The 25305-nt window shown below is 58.0% G+C and carries 25 protein-coding genes; 17 read left to right on the top strand and 8 right to left on the bottom strand.

All coding sequences use genetic code 11. From position 1 onward, the window contains the following. Positions 1-265: 265 nt before the first annotated feature. The 4 genes from H4684_RS18555 to H4684_RS18570 are packed head-to-tail and all read right to left on the bottom strand — an operon-like array spanning position 266 to position 2469. Complete coding sequence (locus tag H4684_RS18555; protein ID WP_192624879.1) at positions 266-559, bottom strand: helix-hairpin-helix domain-containing protein; 294 nt, start codon at positions 557-559, stop codon at positions 266-268. Positions 560-569: 10 nt separating this feature from the next. Next, positions 570-1625 carry a lytic transglycosylase domain-containing protein gene (locus H4684_RS18560; RefSeq protein WP_192624880.1) on the bottom strand — a complete coding sequence of 352 codons (1056 nt, stop codon included), beginning with the start codon at positions 1623-1625 and terminating at the stop codon, positions 570-572. A gap of 5 nt (positions 1626-1630) precedes the next feature. Next, positions 1631-2005, bottom strand: coding sequence for a DnaJ family domain-containing protein (locus H4684_RS18565; protein ID WP_192624881.1), 375 nt, complete (start codon positions 2003-2005; stop codon positions 1631-1633). Then, positions 2002-2469, bottom strand: a complete 468-nt coding sequence (locus tag H4684_RS18570) for a TlpA family protein disulfide reductase (RefSeq protein ID WP_092191555.1) — start codon at positions 2467-2469, stop codon at positions 2002-2004. The genes H4684_RS18565 and H4684_RS18570 overlap by 4 nt, the downstream gene beginning before the upstream one ends. Positions 2470-2614: 145 nt before the next feature. On the opposite strand from H4684_RS18570, the gene aroL reads away from it, so the two are divergent. Then, positions 2615-3271: a shikimate kinase AroL gene (aroL, locus tag H4684_RS18575; RefSeq protein ID WP_161949103.1), complete on the top strand. Its 657-nt coding sequence runs from the start codon at positions 2615-2617 to the stop codon at positions 3269-3271. Between the two features lie 79 nt (positions 3272-3350). On the opposite strand, the gene H4684_RS18580 is transcribed toward aroL, so the two are convergent. The 3 genes from H4684_RS18580 to H4684_RS18590 form a co-directional block, all read right to left on the bottom strand. Further along, positions 3351-4667 (bottom strand): 4Fe-4S binding protein, encoded by a 1317-nt coding sequence (locus tag H4684_RS18580; protein ID WP_225940551.1) that lies wholly within the window; start codon positions 4665-4667, stop codon positions 3351-3353. Further along, positions 4664-5293, bottom strand: a complete 630-nt coding sequence (locus tag H4684_RS18585) for a 4Fe-4S dicluster domain-containing protein (protein WP_192624882.1) — start codon at positions 5291-5293, stop codon at positions 4664-4666. Before H4684_RS18585 ends, H4684_RS18580 begins: the two co-directional genes overlap by 4 nt. A gap of 105 nt (positions 5294-5398) precedes the next feature. Then, entirely contained in the window at positions 5399-5779 is a 381-nt protein-coding gene (locus H4684_RS18590; protein ID WP_092191561.1) for a pancreas/duodenum homeobox protein 1, read from the bottom strand. Positions 5780-5916: 137 nt separating this feature from the next. Between H4684_RS18590 and H4684_RS18595 the strand changes: the two genes are divergently transcribed. From H4684_RS18595 to H4684_RS18655, 14 genes are all read left to right on the top strand, one after another. Then, positions 5917-6102 carry a SlyX family protein gene (locus tag H4684_RS18595; protein ID WP_161949105.1) on the top strand — a complete coding sequence of 62 codons (186 nt, stop codon included), beginning with the start codon at positions 5917-5919 and terminating at the stop codon, positions 6100-6102. 16 nt (positions 6103-6118) lie between these two features. After that, the gene (locus H4684_RS18600; protein ID WP_192624883.1) at positions 6119-8860 is read left to right on the top strand and encodes an HDOD domain-containing protein; all 2742 of its coding nucleotides are present in this window, start codon (positions 6119-6121) and stop codon (positions 8858-8860) included. Between the two features lie 12 nt (positions 8861-8872). Then, positions 8873-10294 carry a P-loop NTPase gene (locus H4684_RS18605; RefSeq protein ID WP_092191567.1) on the top strand — a complete coding sequence of 474 codons (1422 nt, stop codon included), beginning with the start codon at positions 8873-8875 and terminating at the stop codon, positions 10292-10294. Between the two features lie 169 nt (positions 10295-10463). Then, positions 10464-11765 carry a pyridoxal phosphate-dependent aminotransferase gene (locus H4684_RS18610; RefSeq protein ID WP_092191569.1) on the top strand — a complete coding sequence of 434 codons (1302 nt, stop codon included), beginning with the start codon at positions 10464-10466 and terminating at the stop codon, positions 11763-11765. 4 nt (positions 11766-11769) lie between these two features. Further along, positions 11770-12399, top strand: coding sequence for an NUDIX hydrolase (locus H4684_RS18615; RefSeq protein WP_092191571.1), 630 nt, complete (start codon positions 11770-11772; stop codon positions 12397-12399). Position 12400: 1 nt separating this feature from the next. Next, complete coding sequence (gene murI, locus H4684_RS18620) at positions 12401-13219, top strand: glutamate racemase (protein ID WP_192624884.1); 819 nt, start codon at positions 12401-12403, stop codon at positions 13217-13219. Next, complete coding sequence (locus H4684_RS18625; protein ID WP_192624885.1) at positions 13219-13677, top strand: hypothetical protein; 459 nt, start codon at positions 13219-13221, stop codon at positions 13675-13677. Before murI ends, H4684_RS18625 begins: the two co-directional genes overlap by 1 nt. A 14-nt stretch (positions 13678-13691) precedes the next feature. Next, positions 13692-14540, top strand: coding sequence for an HDOD domain-containing protein (locus H4684_RS18630; protein WP_092191575.1), 849 nt, complete (start codon positions 13692-13694; stop codon positions 14538-14540). Continuing rightward, on the top strand, positions 14540-14737 hold the full coding sequence (locus H4684_RS21300) for a dual CXXC motif small (seleno)protein (protein WP_341864728.1): 198 nt from the start codon (positions 14540-14542) through the stop codon (positions 14735-14737). The genes H4684_RS18630 and H4684_RS21300 overlap by 1 nt, the downstream gene beginning before the upstream one ends. Before the next feature lie 77 nt (positions 14738-14814). After that, complete coding sequence (gene pcnB, locus H4684_RS18635) at positions 14815-16089, top strand: polynucleotide adenylyltransferase PcnB (RefSeq protein ID WP_092191577.1); 1275 nt, start codon at positions 14815-14817, stop codon at positions 16087-16089. Continuing rightward, positions 16086-17903 carry an excinuclease ABC subunit UvrC gene (gene uvrC, locus H4684_RS18640; RefSeq protein WP_192624886.1) on the top strand — a complete coding sequence of 606 codons (1818 nt, stop codon included), beginning with the start codon at positions 16086-16088 and terminating at the stop codon, positions 17901-17903. The genes pcnB and uvrC overlap by 4 nt, the downstream gene beginning before the upstream one ends. Before the next feature lie 233 nt (positions 17904-18136). Continuing rightward, complete coding sequence (locus tag H4684_RS18645) at positions 18137-19768, top strand: tetrathionate reductase family octaheme c-type cytochrome (RefSeq protein ID WP_192624887.1); 1632 nt, start codon at positions 18137-18139, stop codon at positions 19766-19768. A 4-nt stretch (positions 19769-19772) separates the two neighbouring features. Beyond that, on the top strand, positions 19773-20414 hold the full coding sequence (locus H4684_RS18650) for a cytochrome b/b6 domain-containing protein (RefSeq protein ID WP_092191583.1): 642 nt from the start codon (positions 19773-19775) through the stop codon (positions 20412-20414). 361 nt (positions 20415-20775) lie between these two features. After that, positions 20776-22284 carry a B12-binding domain-containing radical SAM protein gene (locus tag H4684_RS18655; RefSeq protein WP_192624888.1) on the top strand — a complete coding sequence of 503 codons (1509 nt, stop codon included), beginning with the start codon at positions 20776-20778 and terminating at the stop codon, positions 22282-22284. A 150-nt stretch (positions 22285-22434) separates the two neighbouring features. Here H4684_RS18655 and H4684_RS18660 read toward each other — a convergent pair whose 3' ends face one another. Continuing rightward, on the bottom strand, positions 22435-23592 hold the full coding sequence (locus H4684_RS18660) for a baeRF7 domain-containing protein (protein ID WP_192624889.1): 1158 nt from the start codon (positions 23590-23592) through the stop codon (positions 22435-22437). A gap of 673 nt (positions 23593-24265) precedes the next feature. Between H4684_RS18660 and H4684_RS18665 the strand changes: the two genes are divergently transcribed. After that, the gene (locus H4684_RS18665; RefSeq protein WP_092191590.1) at positions 24266-24556 is read left to right on the top strand and encodes a sll1863 family stress response protein; all 291 of its coding nucleotides are present in this window, start codon (positions 24266-24268) and stop codon (positions 24554-24556) included. Positions 24557-24600: 44 nt separating this feature from the next. After that, complete coding sequence (locus H4684_RS18670) at positions 24601-25065, top strand: sll1863 family stress response protein (RefSeq protein ID WP_192624890.1); 465 nt, start codon at positions 24601-24603, stop codon at positions 25063-25065. Positions 25066-25305 lie beyond the last annotated feature (240 nt).

The raw sequence follows: 25305 nt of genomic DNA on the forward strand, positions 1-25305 counted from the left end.
CGATGAGGAAATGGCCAACTGGAGAGCCGTGTGCGGGAGAACCGCACGCACGGTTCGGAGGGAGGGGAGGGGAAACCCTTCCCTACCCCTATCGTGTTGGAACTCCAAACTTTGGAGCATGAGACGCAGCGGAAGGGGATTTCCGCCTGCGCGGGAATGACGTGTTGGAACTGCGGGTTTCCGAACTTCGAGCAGTATTTGTCGCGAACTTAACGCGCCCTTTGGAATTGGCGGGCAAGGGCGTCAGGAATGGATCGCGGGGCAATTATTTATCGGAAAGCGGATTCTGCTTTCGCTCCGGCGTGTAGAACCACCAGGGCCTTGGCTCGTCTCCGTCCATGAATCTGGTCACGGACACGAAGACGTCTAGCACGCATGGGTCCTGGCGCGCTCCGGTCAGTTCACAGAGGCGGTCGTAGAGGGTTTGCGGGTTCTGGCCGGTGAGCTGTTCCGGGCGCTCGAAGCCGAGCAGCCGCAGGTCCCGGGCCATGGCCGGGCCGATGTTGGGCAGGTCGGTCAGATTTCGGAGGTGATCGCGCCTGACTTTGGCTGGGTTCACGGCCTTTCTCCTACACGATGCGGCGGGTTATCTCGTGATGGTTGACGAGGATCTTGCTGACGTAATCCACGGTCTCGCCGAAGTTGGGGATGCGTCCGTAGGTGCTGTAGACCCCGTATTTGGAGTCGGTGTTGCCAAGCCCGGCATTGTATCCGGCCGTGGCCGCGAGAATGTTGCCGCCGCGGGCGCGCAGGTTTTCGGCCATCATTTTGACCATGGCGTTTATGGAATGGGAGTAAAGGACGCGCTGGTCGAATTTTTCGAGGAAGGCCACATCCTGGGGCGAGAAAATGGAGCGGTTCTGGAAGTTTTCGCTCAGAAAAAGGCGGCAATTGTCCCGCGATGCGGTGTAACTGGCCTGCAAAAGATCCATGCGGTCAAGGGCCAGGGCGTAGGTTCCGGCGGCGCTCAGCGGTTTGCCCGCGGCCTGGGCGTTGACGAGGGTGCGCAGCAGCTTGGCCGGATTGCCGAACAGCTCGGGCTGCTCGCGGCGCAGGGCCCGCATCTGGTCGCGGTATGCCGCGGCCTGCTTGAATTCGGGCTCCAGATCCTCGCGCAGGGCAAATCCGGCCGGTTGTCCGTGGCTGTCGGCGCAGACCAGATCGTACCCTCTGGCCGTGGCGGCCATGAACTGGCATGGGCCGACGGCCAGGGCCGAGGACACGGCGAATTCGTAGAAAAAGGACTCGGCCATCATCTGGCCCATGATCCAGCAGGGGTCCACGGGGTAGATGGAGGCGTGACGCAGGACGCCCTGCACCACATGCGTGCAGATCTGGGGGATGCGCGAATGCAGGTCGATCTCGGACAGGGGCTTTTTCCAGACCGGCAGATTGCCCTTGGGGTAGCTCTCGATGATGTACGCCAGCACCGACTGGGCCATGGCGTGCGCAAAGCCGGAAGCCGAGACTCGGTCAAGGGTGCGTGCCGGGTCCTTGGCCTGGATGATCCGGATCTCCGAAATTTCGGAAAGGGGCGGCTGCGCGGCCAGGGCCTCGTGGCCGAAGAGCGGCAGCAGCAGGGGGGCCAGGGCGGCCTTCAGAAGCGAACGTCTTTGATTATTCATGGGAATCAGGCTTTATTGAGCGTGACGCGAGCCACGACTTTTTGGAAATAGTTTTCGTTTTCTTCCTGCAGCAGTCCGCCATGCTCCATCCTGGCCTTGGCGATGAAGAGCTGGACCTTTTGTATCTGGCGCATTTTCACGGCTTCGTCCGTTTCCCGCTCAAGGCACTCGATGAGCGACCTGATCTCCCGCTGAGACTGGACTTCCCTGGGCACGTAACCGGCGTTTTTGAGCACCTTGTAGGCCATGCGCAGCGTTTCGGGCATGAAGGGGTCGTTTGAATCGGGCAGGGGCTGGCCCTGGCCGCTCAAATCATCGAATTCGCCGCGCTGCTGGGCCTCCCGGATCGCCCTTTCAGCCAGTTCGGCGAGAATGTTCATGGCTTTTGCAGTAATCGCTCGACAATGTGGCGAAAGCTTTCCTCGGAAATGAATCCCAAATGATCGAGGATCTGCTCTCCGGCGCGGTTGTAGATCAGGGTGCGGGGGATGGACTTGATGTCGAGCATGGCGCCGATGGATTCGTCGTCGATGAGGATCGGGAAATTGACCTTGTGCAGCTTGACGAAATTTTCCACCGGCCGCGCTCCGTAATCCATGGAGATGCCAACGATGGTCAGGTCGTCCTCCGTGAATTCCCGGCGCAGGTTCATGAGCCCGGGGAACTCCTTGACGCAGGGAGAACACCAGGTCGCCCAGAAGTTTATGATCAGGACCTTGCCTTTGTTTGATTCGATGATGTTCTTGAAATCATGGACTCCGGCTTTCTGGATGTCCTGGGACATGGCGGTGGAAGGCAGGAGGGCGAGCAGCAGAATCAGGGCGAATGTCTTCAGGAAATTCATGGATGGTCCTCTTTTGGAAGTCGTATTTTTGAATTGCTAGCTGTTTGCCATTTGCCAGTCAATGCAGCGGACCTGGCGGCCGGGGCATTGCAATTTGCATGCTTTTCGCCCATTCCTGTGGCCGCACCACAGAAGGAGGATGCAAATGACGAATTTCATCAAGAAAAAAGTGGAAATCGAGGACGACGCGGCCACCATGACCTTCCGTCCGGGACAGTTCAAGCGTGAACCCTTTTCACTGCAAAAGAAAAATATTTTCCTGCTGGGCATGCGCGCCAGCGGCAAGACCACACTGGGCAAGGCGCTGGCCGAGACCCTCAAGTGCCCTTGCGTCGACACCGACGCCCTGGTCGTGGCCGAGGCCGGGCAGAGCATCGATGCCATCGTGGCCGAGCGGGGCTGGGATGCCTTTCGCGCCCTGGAGGAGGCGGCCCTGATCAAGGCGGCGGCGCTTCCGGGCAAGGTCGTCTCCACGGGCGGCGGCATTATCCTCTCAAAGGCCAACCGGGACCTCATGTACAGCTCCGGAGTCAGCTTCTATCTGGCGGCCGACGCGGGGCTGCTCATCGCCAGGATGCTGCGCGATCCCAACGTCGCCCAGCGCCCGGCCCTGACTCCGCTGGCCCTGCACGACGAGGTCGCGGCGGTCATGAGCGAACGCGAAGCCCTCTACATGGCCGGCATGGACCACATGCTCCAGGCCCACAGGAGCGTCGAGGAGCTGGTCGACGACGTGCTCGTGGCCCTGGGTCTCAAGGAGTGGGACTATTCCGAGAAAGAGCGAGTTCTGGATCGGTACTAGCGCTTCAGGGGCCCTTGCTTCCAGCCGGGTTTGTCCGGACTGGAAAACTGGTGCTTGCGATGATGCGGGAGGTTGCTTCCTAAATCCGGGCCACCGCCAGAAACACCACATGCAGGCTGGCGACCAGGGTCACGAAGACCTGGCGTGCGCCCGCCCGTGTCAGGCCCGGGAAACTGTATCCGAGATGTCCGTGGGGACAGCGGGGCAGGCAGTCGCCGCACAGGGAGCAGGTCAGGCCGGGACGCCCTTTTGCCAGATCGATGGCCGTCAGGGCGTTGTAGCGGCAGGCCCTAGCGCACGCACCGCACTGGGTGCATCCGCTGCCGATGCTTACGCGCCAGGGCAGCATGCGTCCGACAAGGTTGTTGACCAGCCCGATGGGGCAATAGGCCGTGCAATGGACCATGGTTCCGCTTCCGCGTGACGCCAGGGCCATGACCATGACCCCGGCCAGACCGAAGACGGCGGCCAGGCCCAGCGCCCATGGCCAGGAAATGTCCAGGGCGCGCAGGGCCAGTGGCATGATGATCGTGGCGGCCAGCAACCCGGCCCGCAGGCGCGGCGCCCAGGAGGGCAGGGGCGCGGGCCTTGCCGGGCCCAGACGGGCCATGCGGTCATCCCAGGCGCCGATATAGCACAGGTGGCTGCACCAGGCCGGTCCCACCAGCAGGAGGGACACGCCGAGCAGGATCGGCATGAAAAACCCTTCGCCCCGGAACAGCGGCCCGGCCAGGATCAGGGCCGGGACGGGCAGGTGCAGTTTTCCGGTCATCAGAAAAATGCTCCAACCGGCCAGGCCGAGCAGGAGCTGCGCGAAGAACACGGCTGAAAACAGGGTCCAGATCCTGCCGCGCGTCCGGCCTTTGCGGTCGCTCAGCAGCCAGCCGGCGACCAGGGTCCCGTGGAAGGCGAAAAGGCAGATCCAGAAAATCCCGGAACCGGGAAAAAAGCGGTCGCCAAGGAGCAGGGTCATGGGCGCCTTGTTCTGGGCCAGAACGAGGGTGCCGCCCACCAAGAGGGCCGTCACGGTCTTGACCGCATCGGTGCCGCCCATGGGTCCGAAGAGTTCCTTCCCGGCGCGGCCGGCCATGAGCGCCGCGAGGCCCAGATGTGCCAGGCAGACCGCGCCCAGGATCAGGGCGAGGCGCATCCACGGCAGGCCGAAATTCATCCGCCACGAAGCCAGTTCCACGCCCTGATTCGCCCACAGCAGCGCGCCGCCGAGGGCGGCCAGAATGAGCAGCGGTCTGGGCAAAAGGCGCGGAAAAAAGGCTGCCGCGGCCGGGAAAAGAGCCGGAGCCGCCTCCCAGAGGGTGCCGAAGCGCAGGAAATGCGCCGCCGTGGTCAGGCTGCAGAGCACGATGAGGATTCGTGTCAGGAAAGTCATGGAGGTCATGGCCGCACCAGTTTGTCGAATTCCTCCCGTCCCAGTTTCTCGACAAGATCCCCCAGGCGCAGACCGGATCGGTGGTGGTCCATGAACACGCTCAAGACCTTGCGCAGGACATCAAGGGATTCGGGCAGGCTGTAAAAACCCAGCTCATGAGCCAGGCGCGGATGGCGTCCGAGCTTGCCGCCGATGAGCACGCGATATCCGGTTTCATCCACCCGCAGGGCTTTTTCGGGGCAGACTCGCGCACAGGCAGCGCACCCCAGGCAGCGCGAACGGTCCAGCTGAATGCCATCCTCCAGATGCAGGGCCTTCTCCGCACAGATCGCGACACAATGCCCGCAACCCGAGCACCGCTCGGGCTCAAGGCCGATGCGGGCAAAGGCGACGAGTCCGAAATCCGCGATATGCGGCTGGGAGCATCCGTTGGGGCAGGAGGCCACGGCAATTCTGAACTGATGGTGATGGCGGATGGGGCGGGTCATGCCGGCCAGAAATTCAGGCCAGCCGGAACGGATGAGCACGCCTTCGAGTTCGGCGGTCAGGTCGGTACCCAGTACCGCATGCGGGCACTGGGCCGCGCCACGGCAGACTTTGAGCGTATGAGCGGGGAGCTTGTGCAGGTCTTTCATGGGTGAGCCTATGCCATGAAACGGCATCGGGAATCCTTGACCTGGGTCAAAAATTCCCGACGTTCCATTATTTGTGAGAATTTTGGGGAGGCGAAGCGCTGTTCGTCACGCGACCTTGATGGTAAAGGGGATGACATGCAGGCTTCTGGAGATTTCGCGCGTCGCGCCCAGCGCCCAGGAGGACATGCTCGCGTTGATGCGGTCAGCCAGGTTCTGAGCCAGCTTGCCCACGCCAAGCAGCGGATGCCGGGTGAAAACTTGCGGCAGCCCGTAAGTCAGGTTGCAGGCCAGGCACATGCCCGGACGTTGCTGGAGATGAAAGGCAAAGCGCAGCTCTTCCGGGCCGTGTCCCTCGAATCTGAGCCTGATGTCATAGGCCCCGTCCTCGGCATCGCCGAACAGCGCCTCGAAAAATGCGTCGGTGATCGAGGGCGGAAATATCTCGTCCAGGCTGGCCGGGGTGAAAATCTGGTCGGCGTTGGTCATGGTTTTCTCCTTTGCATCCGAATTGTTCGCGGTGTATTTTTCATGCCCGTTCCTTGGGGTCAAGGACAAGAATGACCTGCGGGCGGAAGCCGTGTTTTTTTTTGAAATCATTCCTGGGGGAACTCATGCAAAAGCGAATGGAAGATATTGAAATAAAGTATATATATTTGCAAAAAACGGTTGATGATCTGAATGCGGTTGTCATAGAGCAACAAAAGGAAATTCGGGAACTGAGGGCCACGCTCATGCTTTTGGGCAAAAAGCTCCAGGACCTCTCGTCCATGGAGCCCTTCGATCCCGATGAAAAACCACCTCACTACTGATTGCCCGGAGATTCATGTGGACACCTCTTTTTCCCATCACGGGCCCGATCCCGGGCATTCGGAGAAAAGCGTTTCCGTGGAGGAACGTTCCCTGCGTGTCATCCTGCAACAAATCGAGGCGCTTCCGTCCCTTCCCGCCGTCGCCAACACCATCCTCGGGCAGGTCCTGACCCGGGATTTTGAGCATTCTAAGCTGGCTCGCATCATCGAGACGGACCCCGCCATGACCGTGAAGGTTCTTGAGCACGCCAACAGCGCGACCTACGTCAGCCGCGGGCAGGTGGCGCAGGTGGAGCAGGGGCTCAATCGCCTGGGCAGCAAGGTGGTTCAGACGCTCATGCTCTCCATGCTCATCAAGGACTCCCTGATCAAGGGCGACAGGAAGTCCGAAGCGATCCAGACCGCGCACTGGAAGCACAGCCTGGCCACGGCCGTCTTTGCCTCCCTCATCGCGGCCAAGGCCGCTCCCGCCCTGACCGGCGAGGCCTTTGGCGCGGGCATCATGCACGATATCGGCGGCATCTTCCTGCAACTGCATCTTCAGGAGCAGTACGTTCAGGTCACGGAACGCATGGAGGAACTTTACGAGCCCGTCCTCACGGCGGAGCAGGAGGTCTTCAAGACGGACCACACGGCGGTGGGGCGCTGGATCGCCGAAAAATGGAAGCTTCCGGCGTCCATGACCGACGCCATCTGGCTGCACCACCATTCGGCCTCGGCCCTGGAAGCCTTCAAGGACAACGCGCATTTGGTAGCCATCGTGGCCCTGGCCAACATTCTGGCGCACTCGACCCTCATGGACTCCCCCCGGATCATGACCCGCGAAAAGCAGCGTCAGCTCGGCCTGCAGGAAATGCTCGGCCTCGGCGAAAAGGAGCTGCAGTCGATTCTCGCCGCCTTTGCCCCGGCTTTTGCCGAGAGAGCCGAGCCTTTCGAACTTGACGGCGATCAGGTCGGTCTTTTTCTTTCTTCCCTGCAAAAGGCCAACCAGCAGCTCATGCGCATGAGCCTGGATCTGGAGCAGGCCAACGGCCGTCTGGAAGATGCCCATCGCTTCACGAGCATGGGCTCCACGGTGGGGCTCAAGATGAGCAAGGCCAGGACTCCGGATGAAGTTTTCGAATCGGCGGCCATGTGCATGCATGAGAGTGTCGGCGTGCGGGGCGGCTTCGTGTACTGGATCGTCCCTGCCGAGCGCGTCATGCAGGGCCTGATCTGGAACGGCAACGGCAGCCGGCGTGTCATTTCCTATTCCCTTGACGGCGACGGCCTGCCTGCCCTCGATGGCGGCGCCACGCTGCCGGACAACCTGAAGACCATTTTGCTGACGCACCACGAACGCCACGAAGGCGCGTCTCTCATGGATCGGGAGTTGCGGCTCAAGCAGTTTTTCGTGCTCCGGGGATATTGCCTCTTTCCCCTGGTGGGCAGCGATTTCACCGGCGAGATTTGCATTCTGCGCTCCAGCGAGCGGCCCCCGAAGATGACTCCCCAGGAATACATGGGCTATTCCCAGGTCTCCTGCGTGGCTTCGGCCTCGCTTGACCGGGTGCGGCTCTTCGACAGCCTGCAGGTTCGCGCCGACGAGCTGTCCCTGGCCCTGTGGAAGAACCAGCAGATCAACCTGCAGCTGCTCCAGACCGAGCGGCTGGCGGCGGTCGGGCAGCTCGCGGCAGGCGCGGCCCATGAGATAAACAATCCGCTGGCCATCATTTCGGCACGCACCCAGCTGCTGGAAAGCCGTGAAAACGACGAGAAGAAGCGCAGGGACCTGCATCAGATCTCCGAGCAGATCGAGCGCATCTCATCCATCCTGCAGAGCCTCATGGGTTTTGCCAGACCCAACGCGCCCCAGGTCACCAAGCTGGACATAAACTCGCTGCTGCTCAAAATAATCGGACTCGTGGAATCGATCTTCCAAACGCATCGCATTCCCATCGTTCAGAATCTCGCACCGGATCTGCCGCTCATCCTGGCCGATGCCAACCAGTTGGAGCAGGTTTTTCTGAATCTGGTCATTAATGCCCAGCACGCAATGGAAAAAGAGGGCGGGGTCTTGACCGTCAGCTCATCCTTCCTGCCCGACGGCAAGCGCATCAGCATCTCCGTCAAGGACACGGGCACGGGCATTTCGCCCGAGAATCTCTCACGCATCTTCGACCCTTTCTTTTCCACCAAGTCCGAAGGAAAGGGCACGGGACTCGGGCTTTCCACGGCTTACGGCATCGTCACCAACCACTACGGCGAGATCAAGGTGGTCAGCGCTCCTGGAGAGGGCACGGAGATGATTGTCATCCTGCCGGTCTCCACGCCGGTGACCAAGCCCGAAAAGCCTGTCGTGCGCCAGGCGACCGAGTGCGCCATGCCTGCTCCGGCCCTGGGGCACAGGATTCTGGTCGTCGATGACGAGCAGCACATCCGCGATATCCTCTCCGAGACCCTGCGCGAAGCCGGTTATGTGGTTGAAACCGCTCCCAACGGTGAGGAGGGCGTGCTCAAACTGCGCTCTGCATCCTTTGATCTGATTCTGCTCGACATCCGCATGCCCATCCATTCCGGGCTCGACGTGCTCAAGCTTTTGCGTCGCAACGGCGGCGCTCCGCCCGTAATGATCATCACGGGCCTGGCATCTTCCGATGAGCTGGATGAAGCCTTGCGTCTGGGAGCGGCCAAGTGTATACGCAAGCCCTTTCATTTGAAGACCCTGCTGTCCGACATCTCCGGCATCTTGCATTCGGGCTGCCCCGCGAACAATTAACCCTCGGCTTCAATGCAGCATTCGCCGTCAATCGCAACGTCCAGGACTCGTCACACCCGCATTCTGGCCCTGGCCAGCGGCAAGGGCGGGACGGGCAAGACCACCGTGGCCGTCAACCTGGCCCTGGCGCTCAATCGTGCCGGATATACGGTCTGCCTGCTCGACGCGGATTTCGGCCTGTCCAACGCGGAAGTGCATCTGGGGTTGCCGTCTCCTCCGAACACGCTCGAAAACGTTCTCTTCGACTCCCTGCCCCTTGAGGAATGCCTCGTTCCGGTCCGGCCCGGATTCGATCTTCTTTCCGGCAGCAACGGCGTGGCCCGCATGGCCGAGCTCGACGTGGCCAGCCGCAAGCGTCTGGTATCGGAATTTTCCGCGCTTTCCGGATACGATTTTCTCATCCTCGACAACTCGCCGGGCATCTCCGCCCAGGTCGTGTCCCTGTGTCTGGCCACGCGCGAGATCATTCTGGTGGTCAACCCCGAGGCCAGCGCCCTGGTCGATGCCTACGCCCTCATCAAGGTGCTCAAGGAGAACGGGCTGTGGTGGCCGCCGCTGATCCTGGTCAACCGCTGTGAATCGGGAGTGCAGGCCCGGCAGGTCTTCACCCGTTTTCAGGAGACGGTGGAGCAGTTCCTGGGCCTCAAACCCCTTTTTTTGGGAGCGATCCCCCAGGATGACGCCGCCCGGAAGATTTCGGCCCTGGGCAAGCCCTTTGTGACCCTGCGCGACGATCTGCCCGCGAGCCAGGCCATCATGTCCATCGCCAAGGTCCTGGCCGAGCGCCTGAACAAGGACTGGGCCAAGAACAAGCCCTCGGAATTTTTCGAGAACGTCGTGGTGCGCATGAAGCAGCGTCCGGATTTCGGCCTGAGCCAGATCGCGGCCAACTCCAGCGCCCCCACGGACGACACCACCCAGCCTGATGTGTACATGGAGCTGGTGGCCGTGCTCGACAAGGCCTCGCGCCTCTGTGAGAAGCTGCTGGAAAATCCGGCCTATTCCTTTGTGCGGGATCGCTTCGGGCTGGTCCGTCTGGCCGTGGACAATTTCCTGCATCCCCTCGACCGCCTGCGCAAGCCGCGCGGAACCCTGAAGCCGCGCATCCTGGTGCTCAGCAATCACGAACAGATGCGCACCATGCTGCGCGAGATCGTGGCGGAGGTCGGCTACGAGGGCGAGGCCTTCGCGCCCGGACACGGGGATTTTCTCAAGTTCCGGGACACCTGCAACCTGATCCTGGTCTCCTGCGATCGCCCCGAGGCCCTGATTCGTTCCTGTCTGCTCCAAATCCCCGAAGTCCCGCTTGTCCTTTTGACGGGATTTGGCAGCTCGTCCCTGGAGACGGAATTTCGTCACCGGACCGTGGCGGTGGTGCCAAGACCCTTCCATGTCAACGAATTGCGCGACATTCTTCAATCCGCGCTGCGTTGATTGTCGAATAATTCAAAATTCTCAGGGTATTCAAAAATGGCCAGAGAAGCCCCTATTTACAATCACCGCCCCCTGGCATAAGCAAAATGCCTTTCTTTCCCAATCTTTGGGAGCAGTCATCATCCTGTGAGCTCCGTCAGTGCGGATTTCGCAGCATTCGGGAATGCATATGCGCAGAGACATCGAACATGTGGGTTGGGGAAAACTGACCTATGAAATCAGGGCGATAGTTGGTGTGGCTCAGGATCTTCGCAATCTGGGCCTTGAAATCATCTGGGAAAACATTGGCGACCCCATCGAGAAGGGCGAGCAGGTGCCGGTCTGGATCAAGGAAATCATCGCCGACCTGGCCATGAACGACAAGACCTACGGCTACTGCGCCACCCAGGGCGTGCTCGAGACCCGCGAGTTCGTGGCCCGGCTCGTCAATCAGCGGGGCAGCTATCAGGTCACGGCCGACGACATCATATTTTTCAACGGACTCGGCGATGCCGTGGCCAAGATATTCGGCTTCCTGAAACGTGAAGCCCGGGTCATCGGACCCTCTCCGGCCTATTCCACACATTCCTCGGCCGAGGCCGCCCACTCCGGGTATGAGCACCTGACCTACGAGCTCGACCCGAACAACGGCTGGATGCCGGATCTGGTCGATCTGGAGAACAAGGTCCGCTACAACGACTCCATCGCGGGCATTCTGTTCATCAATCCCGACAACCCGACGGGCGCGGTGTATCCGTGCGAACTGATCGAAAAGATCGTGGATATCGCCCGGCGCTACAATATTTTCGTCCTGGCCGACGAGATCTATGCCAACATCGTCTACAGCGGCCATCCTACGTGCAGCCTGTCCGAGGTCATCGGAGAGGTTCCGGGCATGGCCCTGCGCGGCATCTCCAAGGAATACCCCTGGCCGGGCGGCCGTTGCGGTTGGATCGAAGTCTACAACAAGGACAAGAATCCCGATTTCAACGCCTACATCAAGAGCTTGCTCAACGCCAAGATGCTTGAGGTCTGTTCCACCAGCCTGCCCCAGCTCTCCATACCCCTGGTCATGGGAGATCCTCGCTACAAGGCCCATCTGGATGCCCGGCGCAGGATGTTCGAGCACCGCGCGCAGGAAGCCTGGCAAACCTTTCAGGGCGTTGCCGGCGTGCGTGTCATCAAGCCCCAGGGCGCTTTTTACATGTCGGTCATGTTTGAGGACGGGGTCCTGAACGGCAGGCAGACTCTTGAAATCGAAAATCCCAAGGTCAAGGCGCACATCGAGGAGATCGTGCAGGGCGTGCAAGTGGACAAGCGCTTCGTCTACTATCTGCTCGGCGCCACCGGCATCTGCGTCGTGCCGCTGACGGGATTTTGCTGCAACCGCAAGGGCTTCCGCGTCACGCTGCTGGAAACCGACGATGCCAAGAGGCTGCATACGTGGCGGACCATCGTGGATGCCATCACCCGTTATCTGGCCTCGGCCTGATCTCATGACCGATGATTCCAATCCGCGCTGGCTGGACTGGGCGCGGGAGATTCAATCCCTGGCCCAGACGGGCCTGGCTTTTACCAAGAGCCACTACGACCAGCTCTCTTTCGGCCGTCTGTCCGACATCGCGGCCGAAATTCTGGCGGAACACTCCCAGCTTGAAGCTTCCGCAGTCAAACGCGCCTTCTCCCTGGAACCCGGTTACGCCACTCCCAAGGTCGACGTGCGTGCCGCGGTGATCCGTGACGGGCATATCCTGCTCGTGCGGGAGAGCGCTGACGGCAGGTGGGCCATGCCCGGAGGCTGGGCCGATGTGGGCGATCGTCCTTCGCAGACGGCCGAGCGCGAGGCCCTGGAAGAGAGCGGATTCGTGGTGCGGGCCACGAAGCTTGTCGCCGCGTTCGACGCCAACCGGGGCAAGAAGGCGAGCATGTTTTTTCACGCCGTGAAGCTGATCTTTCTCTGTGAGCTTCTCGGGGGCGAGGCCAGGGGCAGCATGGAAACCCTTGAGGTCGATTTTTTCGATTTCGACAATCTGCCGCCCCTGTCCGAACAACGCACCAACCAACGCCATCTGGAGGAGATCCGCGCCCACCTGCGTGATCCCCTGCGGCCGGCTGCATTTGATTGATATGCACGAATCCGACTGTACATTGCCTATCGGCGTTTTCGATTCCGGCATCGGGGGCCTGACCGTTTTGCGGGCCCTGACCGAGGCCCTGCCACGGGAGAGTTTTCTCTATCTGGGCGACACGGCGCGCCTGCCTTACGGCACCAAGAGCGCCAAATCCGTGATTCGCTACGTGCTGCAGACCACGGCCCTCTTGAAGGCTCGGGGCGTCAAGCTGCTGGTCATCGCCTGCAACACGGCCACGGGCGTGTCCCTGGAGGCGTTGCAGGAGGCGTATCCGGAGCTGCCTGTCGTCGGGGTCATCCGCCCCGGCGCGGAAGCGGCCTGCCGTTCGAGCCGAAACGGCAGGATCGGTGTCATCGGCACGGAGAGCACCATCAACGCCCGCGGCTATGAACGCGAAATCCTGCGCATCCGCCCCGATGCGAAGGTTTTTGCCCAGCCCTGTCCGCTCTTTGTGCCCCTGGCCGAAGAGGGATGGTGCGAAGGCCAGATCGCAAGCCTCGTGGCCGAGCGCTACCTCGGCACCATGGTCAGGGACACGGGTATTGACACGCTGGTTCTGGGCTGTACTCATTTCCCCGTCCTGGCCGGCGCGATCCAGAGCGTGGTGGGAGACAACGTGCGCCTGGTCGACTCCGCCCGGACCACGGCGGAATTCGTGCAGGAGATGCTTGAGCGCCGGGACATCTGCTCCACTACCACGGAACGCAGCCTGACTTTTCTGGCCACGGACGGCGCCAGACGCTTCGCCAGGGTCGGCGGGGTGTTCATGCACCATCCGCTGGATCCTTTAGACGTGGAGATCGTGGATCTCTGATGTGCGCCCTGCTGGCAGTGGACGCCGGGGTGCGTACGGGTCTGGCTCTTCTGGACCGTGAAGGGCGCCTGCTGTGGTGCCGGTCGCACAATCTCGGTTCCACGGCGAGGCTCAAAAAAGCCGCCGCCCGCGTGCTTTTTGAATTGCCCCAATTGGAGTTTCTGGTAGTGGAAGGGGGCGGGCAGACGGCAGGCATCTGGGAGCACGCGGCAGCCAAAAGAAACCTGCCCTGTCGGATCGTCCAGGCGCAGGATTGGCGGGAGCAGTTTCTGCTTCCCCGGCAGCGTGTCAGCGGACAGAAGGCAAAGGCGGCGGCCTGCGCCCTGGTGGGAACGATTTTACGCCGCGAAGGCTGGTCTTCGCCGACAACACCAGGTCACGATGCCGCCGAAGCCGCGCTCGTCGGACTGTGGGCAGCGGTTCAACTCGGGTGGCGGGCAATGCCCGCGCTCAAATAATTCAGACGGACAACATGGACAAACTCAGTTTTGATCTTCCCGGGATCAGCCCGGTAGGTCTTGACCTTATTTCACTGTTGAACAAGCCGCAGACCACGGTCAAACAGATCGCGGCCCAGGCCAAGCTTGACCCGGTCATTTTCGGCAACATCATCGCGTGCGCAAACTCGCCCATGTATCACGATGCCAACAATTCCGTCGACATCCTGACCTCCCTGGTCCGGCTGGGCAACCGGGAGATCAAGCGTATCGTGTACCAGGTCGTGCTCAGATCGGCTTTTTTTCATGAATCCTCGGAACTCAACGCCATTCTGCACCGGATCTGGCAGCAGAGCCTGACCGCCAACGTGTTCATGCAGAAATTCGTATCCTCCGTTCCGGACGCCTATGCCCTTGATGCCGAGGGGCTGGAATGCCTGGAATGTCTCGGGCTCATCCACAACATCGGCTATGTGGTGCTGCTGGTCAATTTTCAGGATCGCTTCCTTGAGTTCTTCAGTCGCGACACCGAACTGGAACTGCCCGTTTTCTTCGAGAATGAGCGCGACTGGTTTGACGGTTTCGACCATTTTTCGGCGGGCCACGCGGTGTTGGAAGCCTGGGGCTTTCCGCAATCCATCCGCGAGGTCGTAGCCCAATACGGTCTCCCGAACGAAGCGTTCAACGGCCGTTATCCCGAGCTGCACAGCCTGCTTCGCTTGTCCAGGCACGTGATCATGATGACGGAATCCAATTTCCATCCCAGGAAGCCCGCTGATTTCTGGTTGAACGGAACGGAACTGCCGGCGACGGAAGTCGATTACGAGCAGATCATCGAAGACGTGCGTCAGTGTGTCCAGAGCATCGAGGGGTCGTTGACATGATGCCCGGTCAGAATGAATTCAGGACACGGCTGCGTTGCAGGAATTGCCACGGCACGCTGCAGGTCCGCCGCACCTGACGGGCCGTGGAATTGCGCTGCAGGTCTTGCGGCGCCACCTTTGGATTGCAGGAGTTCGGAACCAACCTTGACGACCTCCTGGAAGAGTATCTGGCCAATTTTCCCTGCGACAGGGTCTAGGCCCTGCATTCGTAACGAACCGGCTCCCGCGCAGGGGCCGGGAACAACATTTTGCGCACAGGATTTTTTTAAACCCCATGACTTCAGTTATCATTCCCCGATCAGAACATTCCGTTTCCCGCCAAAACATCCATCCCGATGCGCTCAAGGTCATGTACCGTCTGGTGCGCAAGGGTTTTACCGCCTACCTGGTGGGTGGCGGAGTCCGCGACCTGTTGCTGGGACGCACGCCCAAGGATTTTGACGTCAGCACCAACGCAACGCCGAGCCAGATCAAGAAGATCTTCCAGAACTGCTTTCTGATCGGACGGCGCTTTCGGCTGGCTCACATCCGGTTCGACGATCACGTCATCGAGACCTCGACCTTCCGGCGTTGTCCGGATCAGGAAGAGGAGAACGGCGATGAAGATTTGTACATGTTTCGCGACAACTGCTACGGCACGCCCGAAGAGGACGCCCTGCGCCGCGATTTCACCATCAACGGCCTGTTCTACGAGGTCGAGCGCTTTTCCATCATCGACCATGTCGGTGGCCTGAGCGACATCGAGAACCGGCTCATCCGCTGCATCGGCGATCCCAACATCCGCTTTCGGGAAGATCCGGTGCGCATGATCCGGGCCGTGCGCTTTGCCGCGCGTCTTGATTTCCACATCGAGCCCGCGACCTACAACGCCATCATGCGCCACCATGAGGAGATCCTCAAAGCCTCGCCGCCCCGGGTCTTCGAGGAATTGCAGAAGCTCTTCGCCTACGGCGCCGGAGAGAAGGCCTTTCGCCTGCTCTACAAGACCGGCCTCCTGCACAACCTGTTGCCGGAGATCGCGGATTTTCTCGATCACGACCACGGCCAGGATTCCTCGCTCTGGGCCTGGCTGGAACATATGGACAGCCGTATCAGGACCGTGGGCAAGGTCGAGCCGGTGCTGGTCTTCGCGGCCCTTTTCTCCGCCCCGGTGCAGCGCATCATGGCCAGATACGCGGCCGAAGGCGAGCGAGTGATCCATGGCGCGCTGCTGGAGGATCTTTTGCAGCCCATCTGCACGCGCATGAGCATGCCCAAGTGGATGTGCGCGCGCATGATCCAGATCATGGCCAACCAGACCCGTTTCGAGCCGGACAAGCGCAAGCGCTTTTCCAAGCGCGGGTTCGTGGCTCATGAGTGTTTTCCGGAAACCCTGGCCCTCTATCAGCTTGGCCTGCTGGTATCCGGTGCGGATCTTGGACCGGCGGAAATGTGGAGCAGCCTGCGCAGCGAAATGGAAGCCGAAAATCCCCAGGCCTTGCGCACGGATCCCCGGGGTCAGCAGGGGCGTCCGCCGCGCAAGCGACCGCCGCGCAGACGACGCAGATGATCTCCCGCGAAATCCTGCCGACTTTTCCCACCTGCCCGGGCGTGTATCTGATGAAGAACGCCGCGGGCAGAATCGTTTATGTGGGCAAGGCCAAGCACCTGCGCCGCCGACTGGCCTCCTATTTTCAGCCCGAGCACCGTCTGCCGCCCAAGGTGCGGATCATGATGCCGAAAGTCGAGAGCATCGATTTTTTGTGCACGGCCACGGAAAAGGAGGCCTTGCTGCTTGAGGCGAGCCTGATCAAGAAGCATCGTCCCAAATACAACATCGTGCTGCGCGACGACAAGGAATACGTCCTTTTCTGCCTGTCCCGGAATCATCCGTATCCGGCCCTGCGTTTGACCCGCAAGGTGCTGCGCGACGGGTCCGTGTTTTTCGGTCCTTTCACTTCGGCCCTTGGCGCGCGTGAAACCAAGCGGATCATCGATCGCCTTTTTCCGCTGCGCAAATGCCGGGACACGGTCTTTGCCAATCGCACCCGGCCCTGCCTGCAGTACCACATCGGGCGCTGTCTCGGGCCGTGCTGCCTCCCTGTTTCCGAAGAGGACTATCGGCAGGTCGTGCGCAGGGTCGAGCTTTTTCTGTCCGGAAAGTCCGATGAGCTGATGGCCGGTCTGCATGCCCAGATGATGCGCCTGTCCGACGCCCTTGATTTCGAGGGTGCGGCCCGACTGCGCGACAGCATCCGCGCCCTGCGCGAAACCGTGGAACGCCAGGCTGCGGTGCTCTCCGACGGGCGCGATCTGGACGTCATCGGCGTGCACGGCAACGAAAACGGCGCGGGGTTGGCCATTGTCTTCGTGCGCCAGGGCCGCATCATCGACGGCCAGAGCTTCTGGTTTGCGGACACGGCGGTGGAGACGCCGGAAGATCAGACCCGCCTGACGGATTCGTTCGTCATGCAGTACTACACGCCGGAACGCTTCATTCCGGCCCGTATCATCACCGCTTTTGGCAGCCTGGACCCGGCTCTGGAAGACGCCCTGGCCGACATGCGCGGAGGCAAGGTCGGCCTGGCCAAGGCTCGCGGGGACCAGGAACGGCGGCTCATCGACATCGCCTCGGCCAACGCCAAGGCCCAGGCGATCCGGCAGCGACGCATCACGACGACTCCAGCCGAGCTGGCCCGCGTCCTGGGCATGGAAGGGGAGGTGGAGCGGATCGAGTGCGTGGACGCCTCGCACATCCAGGGCGAGGGCATGCGCGTGGGCATGGTCGTCTTCGTTGACGGCCGCGAGGAGAAGAGCGCCTACCGCACGTATTCCTTTCCGGAACTGGAGGGCACCGCCGATGACTATCTGGCCCTGGCCTCGTTTGTCGCCCGCCGTCTCAAGTCCGGCCCGCCCTGGCCGGACCTGCTCCTGATCGACGGCGGCAAGGGGCAGCTTGCCAGCGTGGAGCGGGCCCTGGCCGAAAACGGGGCGACGGACATTCCCCTGGCCGCCATCGCCAAGGGCGAAAGTCGCCGGGCCGGGGAGCTTGGCGACGTCATATTCCGCCCGGGCCGCAAGAACCCCCTTGCCCTTCGGCCCGGAAGCCCGGAGATGCTGTTTTTGCAGCACGTCCGCGACACCGCGCATCGCTACATCATCTCCCGCCTGCGCCGACACAAGCGCGCCGCGCAACTCTCCTCGGAACTTGACAGGCTCCCGGGAGTCGGTCCCAAAACCGCCCGTCTCCTCTGGGAGCATTTCGACTCGGCCCTTGCCATGACCAAGGCCGGGGTCGAAGAGCTGGCTGCCTTGCCCGGCCTTGGTCCCAAGAAGGCCGAGGCGTTGCATGCCGCTCTGAAGTCCCTGATCAAAGCGGACTAGAATTCTTTCTTTCTGCACAAAATCGCCCGTCACGTCTGCATCCATCTCCTTCGCTTTGCATTCTTTTCACAATGCCCGTCTGACTTTCGTATTTTTTGATGTATTTCAGACTTCACAAGTCCGATTTATTTTGCACAATGAATCATGTGGTTGCCTGGAATGCATTTTATGATACAGAATTGTCTGAAATAGATTTCTTGTTGGATTTGCACTTCAGACTTCATGGAGGGACTATGAACCAGACGTTATGGAAGGCAGTCCTTTGCGGCGCTCTTGCCGTTTGTCTCTGGCCCCTGGGAGCTTTCGCCCAGTTGGCAAGCGACGACAGCGAAGCGCCGGGCCGGGCGCTGGCACGGCAGACCGTCAAAAATGACGCCCAGAAATGGATCACGGCAGACCATTCCCAACATCCCATCCTGAAACAGGAATTCACGCGCCCCGAGGATGTGACCAAGGCCTGCCTGACCTGTCACAACCAGGCCGCCATGCAGCTGCACAAAACCATCCACTGGACCTGGAAGGACCCGGCCGATCCCAGCGGTGACACGGGCAAGGGCGGCATTTCGGTCAACAATTTCTGCATCAGCGTGGGTTCCAACGAGCCGCGCTGCACTTCCTGTCATATCGGATACGGATGGAAGGACAAGAACTTCGATTTCAGCAAGGCCGAACTGGTGGACTGTCTCGTCTGCCACGAACAGACCGGCACCTACAAGAAATTCCCGACCAAGGCCGGCTATCCCGTGACCAACGCGGCCATGTTCGACGGCAAGACGGAGTTCCTGCCTCCGGATTACAACGCGGTGGCCCAATCAGTGGGGCGCCCGGGCCGCGACAACTGCGGGACCTGCCATTTCTACGGGGGCGGCGGCGATGCGGTGAAGCACGGCGACCTGGACTCGTCCATGGCCATGCCCAACAAGCAGCTCGACGTGCACATGGGCACTGACGGGCAGAATTTCGACTGCAGCCGCTGTCATACCACCAACGCGCACAACATCGCCGGCCGCATCTATGCCACTCCGGCCTCCACGGAACGCAAGAGCCTCCTGGAGGACGACCTGATGCCCAAGATCATGTGCGAATCCTGTCACGGCACCCAGCCGCACAAGACGAACCAGAAGGCCAATGACCACACCGACAAGGTTTCCTGTCAGGCGTGTCACATCCCGACGTATGCCCGCATCAACGCGACCAAGATGCATTGGGACTGGTCCGTGGCCGGCGACAAGAAGCGCGAAGTGAAGAAGGACGAGTTCGGCAAGCCCGATTATGATGCCAAGAAGGGTTCCTTCATATGGGGCAAGAACATGGTCCCGCGCTACGAATGGTTCAACGGCTCCATCCGGGGCACCACGGCCCGGGATGTCATCGATCCGTCCTCAACGGTGCGCGTCTCCTGGCCCATCGGCGACATAAACGATCCCAATTCGCGCATCTTTCCCTTCAAGGTGCACACCGGCAAGACTCCTTACGACAAGGTCAACAAGACCATGGTCATCCCCAAGCTTTTCGGGCCCAAGGGCTCGGGCGCATACTGGGCCGACTTTGACTGGAACAGGGCCATCGCGGTCGGACAGGAATACAACGAGCTTCCATACAGCGGCGAATACGATTTCGTGGATACGGAATACGTCTTCCCCATTACTCACATGGTGGCGCCCAAGGAACAGGCCGTGGCCTGCGTGGAATGTCATTCCAAAGGCGGCCGGCTCGACCACCTCGAAGGCTTTTACATGCCTGGCCGCGATTCGGTGCAGCTGCTGAACATGGGCGGCTGGGCCCTGGTCGCGGCATCGGCCCTGGGTGTCGCCCTGCACGGACTGGGGCGTTTCTTGAGCAGCGTCGGACGTCGCAAGGAGTAATGACATGAGCGCAAAAAAGAAAATCTATCTGTACACGCGGTTCGAGCGATTCTGGCACTGGGTGCAGTCCCTGCTCATCTTCCTGCTCCTTTTGACCGGCTTCGAGGTCCATGGCAGCTTCAGCCTCTTCGGTTTCCAGAAAGCGGTCGAGTACCACAACTTCCTGGGCCTGACCTGGGTCATCCTGTTCATCTTCATCGTTTTCTGGGTCGTGACCACGGGTGAATGGCGGCAGTACATTCCGACCACCAAGAAGCTCTTCGAGGTTATCGGCTACTACTCCTCGGGCATCTTCAAAGGGCTCCCCCATCCGGTCAAGAAGTCCAAGGAGGCCAAGCACAACCCCCTGCAACGCCTGACCTACCTGGGGCTCACCGCGATCCTCTTGACCCTGCAGATGGGCACGGGGCTGCTGTATTACCTGTACAACGACTGGGCCATCTGGAACTGGACCTTTCTGGATCTGCGCCTCTTGGCACTGATCCACCTGGCATGCGCATTCGCCATTCTGGCCTTCATCATCATCCACGTCTACATGACCACTACCGGCCACACCCTGACCAGCCATATTTCAGCCATGTTCAGTGGTTGGGAAGAAGTGGAAGAGGGCGAGGTGGCGGACTGGGAAGTACACGAAAAACGATAGAATTCTCCCTCCAAACGCAAAACCGCGGTCTGCCTGGTGGCGGCCGCGGTTTTGCATTTTTGTTTTTGAGGGTTCGAACTGGCGGAGCTTCATGTTTTCATCAACATGACATTGTGCCAACATGGGCTGCAAAATACGGTAGGATGGTCGTTATCGGGCAACATGTCAGATCGTCATATTTAACAATTATTCAATATCTGGCGGCATTCATTGACGGGTTCTGTTGCATATCCTTCGGATCGATCTTTGTTTTGTCTTTATAATCAGCGTATTAATTTCTGCGAGAGAATATCTTGATGTTGCTGGCACGCTCATTGCGGAGTTCCACGTGTCTTTACACCGCATTTCAGGAGCCACTGTCATGAAGATTCTTCTTCTCTATCCGCATTATCCCAACACATTCTGGAGTTTCCGGCACGCTATGAAGTTTATCGGGAGAAAGGCAAGTTTCCCGCCTTTGGGCCTGCTGACCGTAGCCGCAATGCTCCCTGCCGAATGGGAAAAAAAGCTCGTCGACATGAACGTCAGGCCTTTGTCCGATGATGACCTGAAATGGGCAGATTGCGTCTTTATCAGCGCCATGACCATTCAGCGCGAATCGGTTCTGGAGATACTCTCCCGATGCCGTCGGGTTGGAGTCAAAACGGTCGCCGGTGGCCCATTGTTTACCAGTGCCCCGGACGATTTTCCGGAAGTTGACCACTTGGTGTTGGGTGAAGCGGAAGTCACTCTCGCTGCGTTCCTCCGTGATCTGCAAACAGACTCGGCCCGTCATCTGTACATGGAGGAGCAACGCGCAAAATTGAGTACGACTCCTTTGCCGCTCTGGGAGTTGATCGACGTCAAAAATTATGCGTCCATGAATATCCAGTATTCACGGGGTTGTCCTTTTGACTGCGAGTTTTGTGATATTACCGCCTTGTTCGGACGCATATCCCGAACCAAAGAGGTGCAGCAGCTCCTCGCGGAACTTGAAAGCCTCCGTGTTCAGGGATGGCGCGGGGCGGTCTTTGTTGTTGATGACAATTTCATCGGTGATCGCGCCAGATTGAAACAGATAATCCTGCCTGCGCTGATTAAATGGATGAATGAGCATGACTATCCGTTCTATTTCTATACCGAGGCGTCCATCAATCTTGCCGATGACAGCCAACTGATGGAGCTCATGGTCAGGGCCGGCTTTAAGGAGGTTTTCATTGGAATTGAAACCCCCAATGAGGAGAGTCTGGCCGAGAGTGGCAAGGTTCAAAACAGGCACCGAGACCTGCTTTCCTCGGTCCATCGGATTCAACTGGCCGGACTGCAGGTGCAGGGCGGCTTCATCGTTGGGTTCGACAGCGACCCGCCGGCAATTTTTGAAATGCAGATCAAATTCATTGAAGAGAGTGGCATCGTGACCGCGATGGTCGGACTCCTGACTGCCTTGCGAGGTACCCGCCTTTATCAGCGCCTGAACCTGGAAGGGCGATTGGTCGGAGAGGCGAGCGGAAACAACACGGGGATCTCCCTCAATTTTACTCCCCATATGGATGCAGCAACGCTCATCAGCGGCTACCAGTCGATTCTGAATGCCATATATTCACCAAGAAATTTTTATCAGCGCGCTCTCAAGTTCTTAAAAATATATGATCCATTGTGTTTTGGAAAATTTCACTACCAATATGGTTATATCGGAGCTTTTTTTAAATCGATTTTATATCTCGGTATATTAGGAAAGGAAAGATACTATTATTGGAAACTTATGCTGTGGACAATTTTAAGGAAACCAAAACTTTTTCCGTTGGCAGTCACATATGCAATTTACGGATTTCACTTCAGGAAAATAGCAGAAGAGATTAACGGGACGTCTGAAATTGCTGCGGGAAAGTGATATCACGCCATCTCCCGTGTTATCCGGTCCAACATCCGTCGCTAAATAATTTGAATCAATTCAGAGAACTGGCCCTTGCGAAGGACATGTTCCCACGCAAGGGCCATAAATGAATACGCTGCAGCGGATGCGAGCGCTTGGCGTCGATTATCAATACCGCAAAATCGCGGCCAGATACTCGGGCATTGGCATTTGGTCCTGCGGCAGCGCATATACCACTGCTCCCTTGGCCAATGCCTGGATCGCCGCGAGGTCGAGCAGATCTCCGTCGTCACCCGTCTGGAAATCGTGAATTTCTGCGTGTTCTGACTGAGGATCAAACGTGCCCCACACCTGTACGCCCACGGCCACAAACAAGACTTCGATCCTTCCGTGATGAGCATAAGCCAGGGTCTGGGACAGATCCGTGGATGTTTTCCCGCTTCCTTCCAACTGGCGAAAACGCGCGACTGCCTCGTCTCTGCTCTTTTTGAAGAACGGTTCGACCAACACCCATGCCTGGGTGTGCAATTCTTCGGACTTTAGCTTGTCTGCATTGCCAGAAATTCCTGATTCAATCAGATTTTGAAGGCTGCTTGCTTCCCTGTAAATTGAAAACAGGGAATCAACTCCGGCCAGCACAAGCGGAGCGCGTACGTCTACAACAAGTTCTTTTACCCTGTCATCGATCATGCGAAACCAGCGCGACATTCTGATCTTTGTTTCGTTGCCTGCGTCCTGACCATGAAAAACCGCTGACCGTGCGTCGGAGCCGGTTCCTGAAGGAGTGCCCGTATGGAACTGCAATTGTTTGTCAGTTGCTCCGTCCGGAATGGTTTCTTCCAGGTTTTGCGGCAGGTCGCCGAGGTCGACTTCATCGATGCTATGCTGCGTGCACTCCAGGAGCCGGACGTTATTCTGGCTGAGCGTCAGGACATAAAAAACACCGTCTGCGGCCTGAATGGGCAATAGCGGTTTGACATGAAACCGTTTGGGAACAACCGTCAGCTCTTCAAAAGTCACAGGCAGCCTGAAAAAACCAAATTTCTCGGCTGAAAAAAACATGGCCAAACCATCGCTTTGGTGATCCCAAAATGATCGATCCTGAATCAGGGCTTCCGGTTCCGCGAGCATCTTCTGCCTTTCCGCATTTTCGACCCCATTTTCGACGAGTATCTTTTCAGCTTTTCGCAAAAGATTTTTGAAACGTATCGAATTCTGTTCTGTTTCTCTCCCGGCCCGAAATGTCGGCAGGAAAAGAGAAACACACCATCCTGAATTTTCATTCAAAAATAAACTCTGAAAATCATCGTGCAGTATTCTATCCATGAGTACCTCGCTCAAGTTAGTAGTTTATGTCTCGATAAAAATTAACATATTCATTGGAATATAATTTTAAAAAGAATCATTGCAATCAGTATAATATATCAAATAGATTGAAATTTCTTTTAGAATACACGTCATTATTTGTTTTGGCAACTTTCACTTGTTAAATTTGCGTCAAAAAATCTATTGTTTCCGGTGAGGGCTCGGACAGGCTCTCCATGATGCAGAGTCTAGTCATCTGCGCGATACCGTCCCTGGCCACGGGCAGCATGATGATCTTCGTCTCGCGCAGCCTTCAAAAACTCAAAGGCAAGAGAGCTGGGAGAACAATATGATATTCAGGGAGTTTCTCAGCGATGCCCAGGTAACTTTGCAAGAAGGATAAATTTGTGTTATACAATGAATATGAGTTAACTCTATTGGGAAATTATGAATTCACATATATCGAAAAAAATTCTTACTTATTCAACCAGATAATCATTTCATATTTAAGTGTATATGATTGATTTTCATATGTTGACAGATAATATCGTAATCGGTTGTTTTCAAATGAATTTGTGATTTTTTAATCGATATGATATATATAAATGAATTTATATGAATTTGTTCAAAGCGTGTCTGTTGATTTCTATATCAATGAAATCATCAAATCACGCTCAAACCAAGGAGAAAAGTCATGAGTATGAAAGACGCCTATGTGAAGAAGCTGCAGAGCAAGCTGGACGAATGGAATGCTGAAATCGACAAGCTCAAAGCCAAGGCTGATTCCGCAGATGCCGATGTTCAGTTGGAATATTACAAAAAGATTGAAGAGCTGCGGACGATGCAGGATGAGGCAAACCAAAAGCTCGATGAACTAAAAAAAGCCAGCGATGACGCATGGGAAGATCTCAAGGCTGGCGTCGACAACGCATGGGATTCCCTCAGTAGTTCTTTCAAGTCTGCTGCGTCACATTTTCGTCGATAATGACGAAACCGAACAAATCTCAAACCATAACCAGGAGACGAGTTATGCGAAAAAAAACGTTAATTATCACTATGATTGCAGTTCTGATGCTCTTTTTTATCCCGACTTCACAAACTAAAGCCGGTAATGACACCGTCACTTCACGGGATGTCAAAGCGGAAACGAAGGAAATGATCAATACCCTTCAGCAATACACCATCGATCAGCGCAATCAGGCAATGAAAGAGGCCAAGCAGGCAATGGATAATATTGACGCGCGGATTGACGAACTGGAAAGTCGTGTTGACAACAACTGGGACAAGATGACCCAGGCGGCCCGCGAGGAAGCCAGAGCTAATCTGAAAGCTTTGCGCCAGCAGAGAAACGAGTTGTCCGAATGGTACGGAAGTTTCAAGAACAGTTCTGAAGATGCTTGGGAACAGATGAAAAATGGATTTTCAGACGCCTATCAGGCGTTGAGCGATTCTTGGGAAAAAGCCAAAAGCGAATATGATGCAGAGAAGAAGTAATAATGCTTGAGGTGTTTTGCCTAAAATACCAGTTGAATAATGTAAGTACAATCGGCGCAGCAATGCGCCGATTGTACTCATTTTGACATTTGTCAGTAATATATATGGGAAAATGCATTGGTATTCGTTGTTGGTGCCTTTCATGTGTAGTAGTTCATACTTGATCTGACAGTCGCCCTTTTAACGGGGTGCAGGTCTGTCGGATTTAGTTCAAGCCAGCGACCTTTTCCTGCCAGATGC

The organism is Desulfomicrobium macestii, from assembly GCF_014873765.1.
In the GTDB taxonomy this organism is placed as follows: Bacteria; Desulfobacterota; Desulfovibrionia; order Desulfovibrionales; family Desulfomicrobiaceae; genus Desulfomicrobium; species Desulfomicrobium macestii.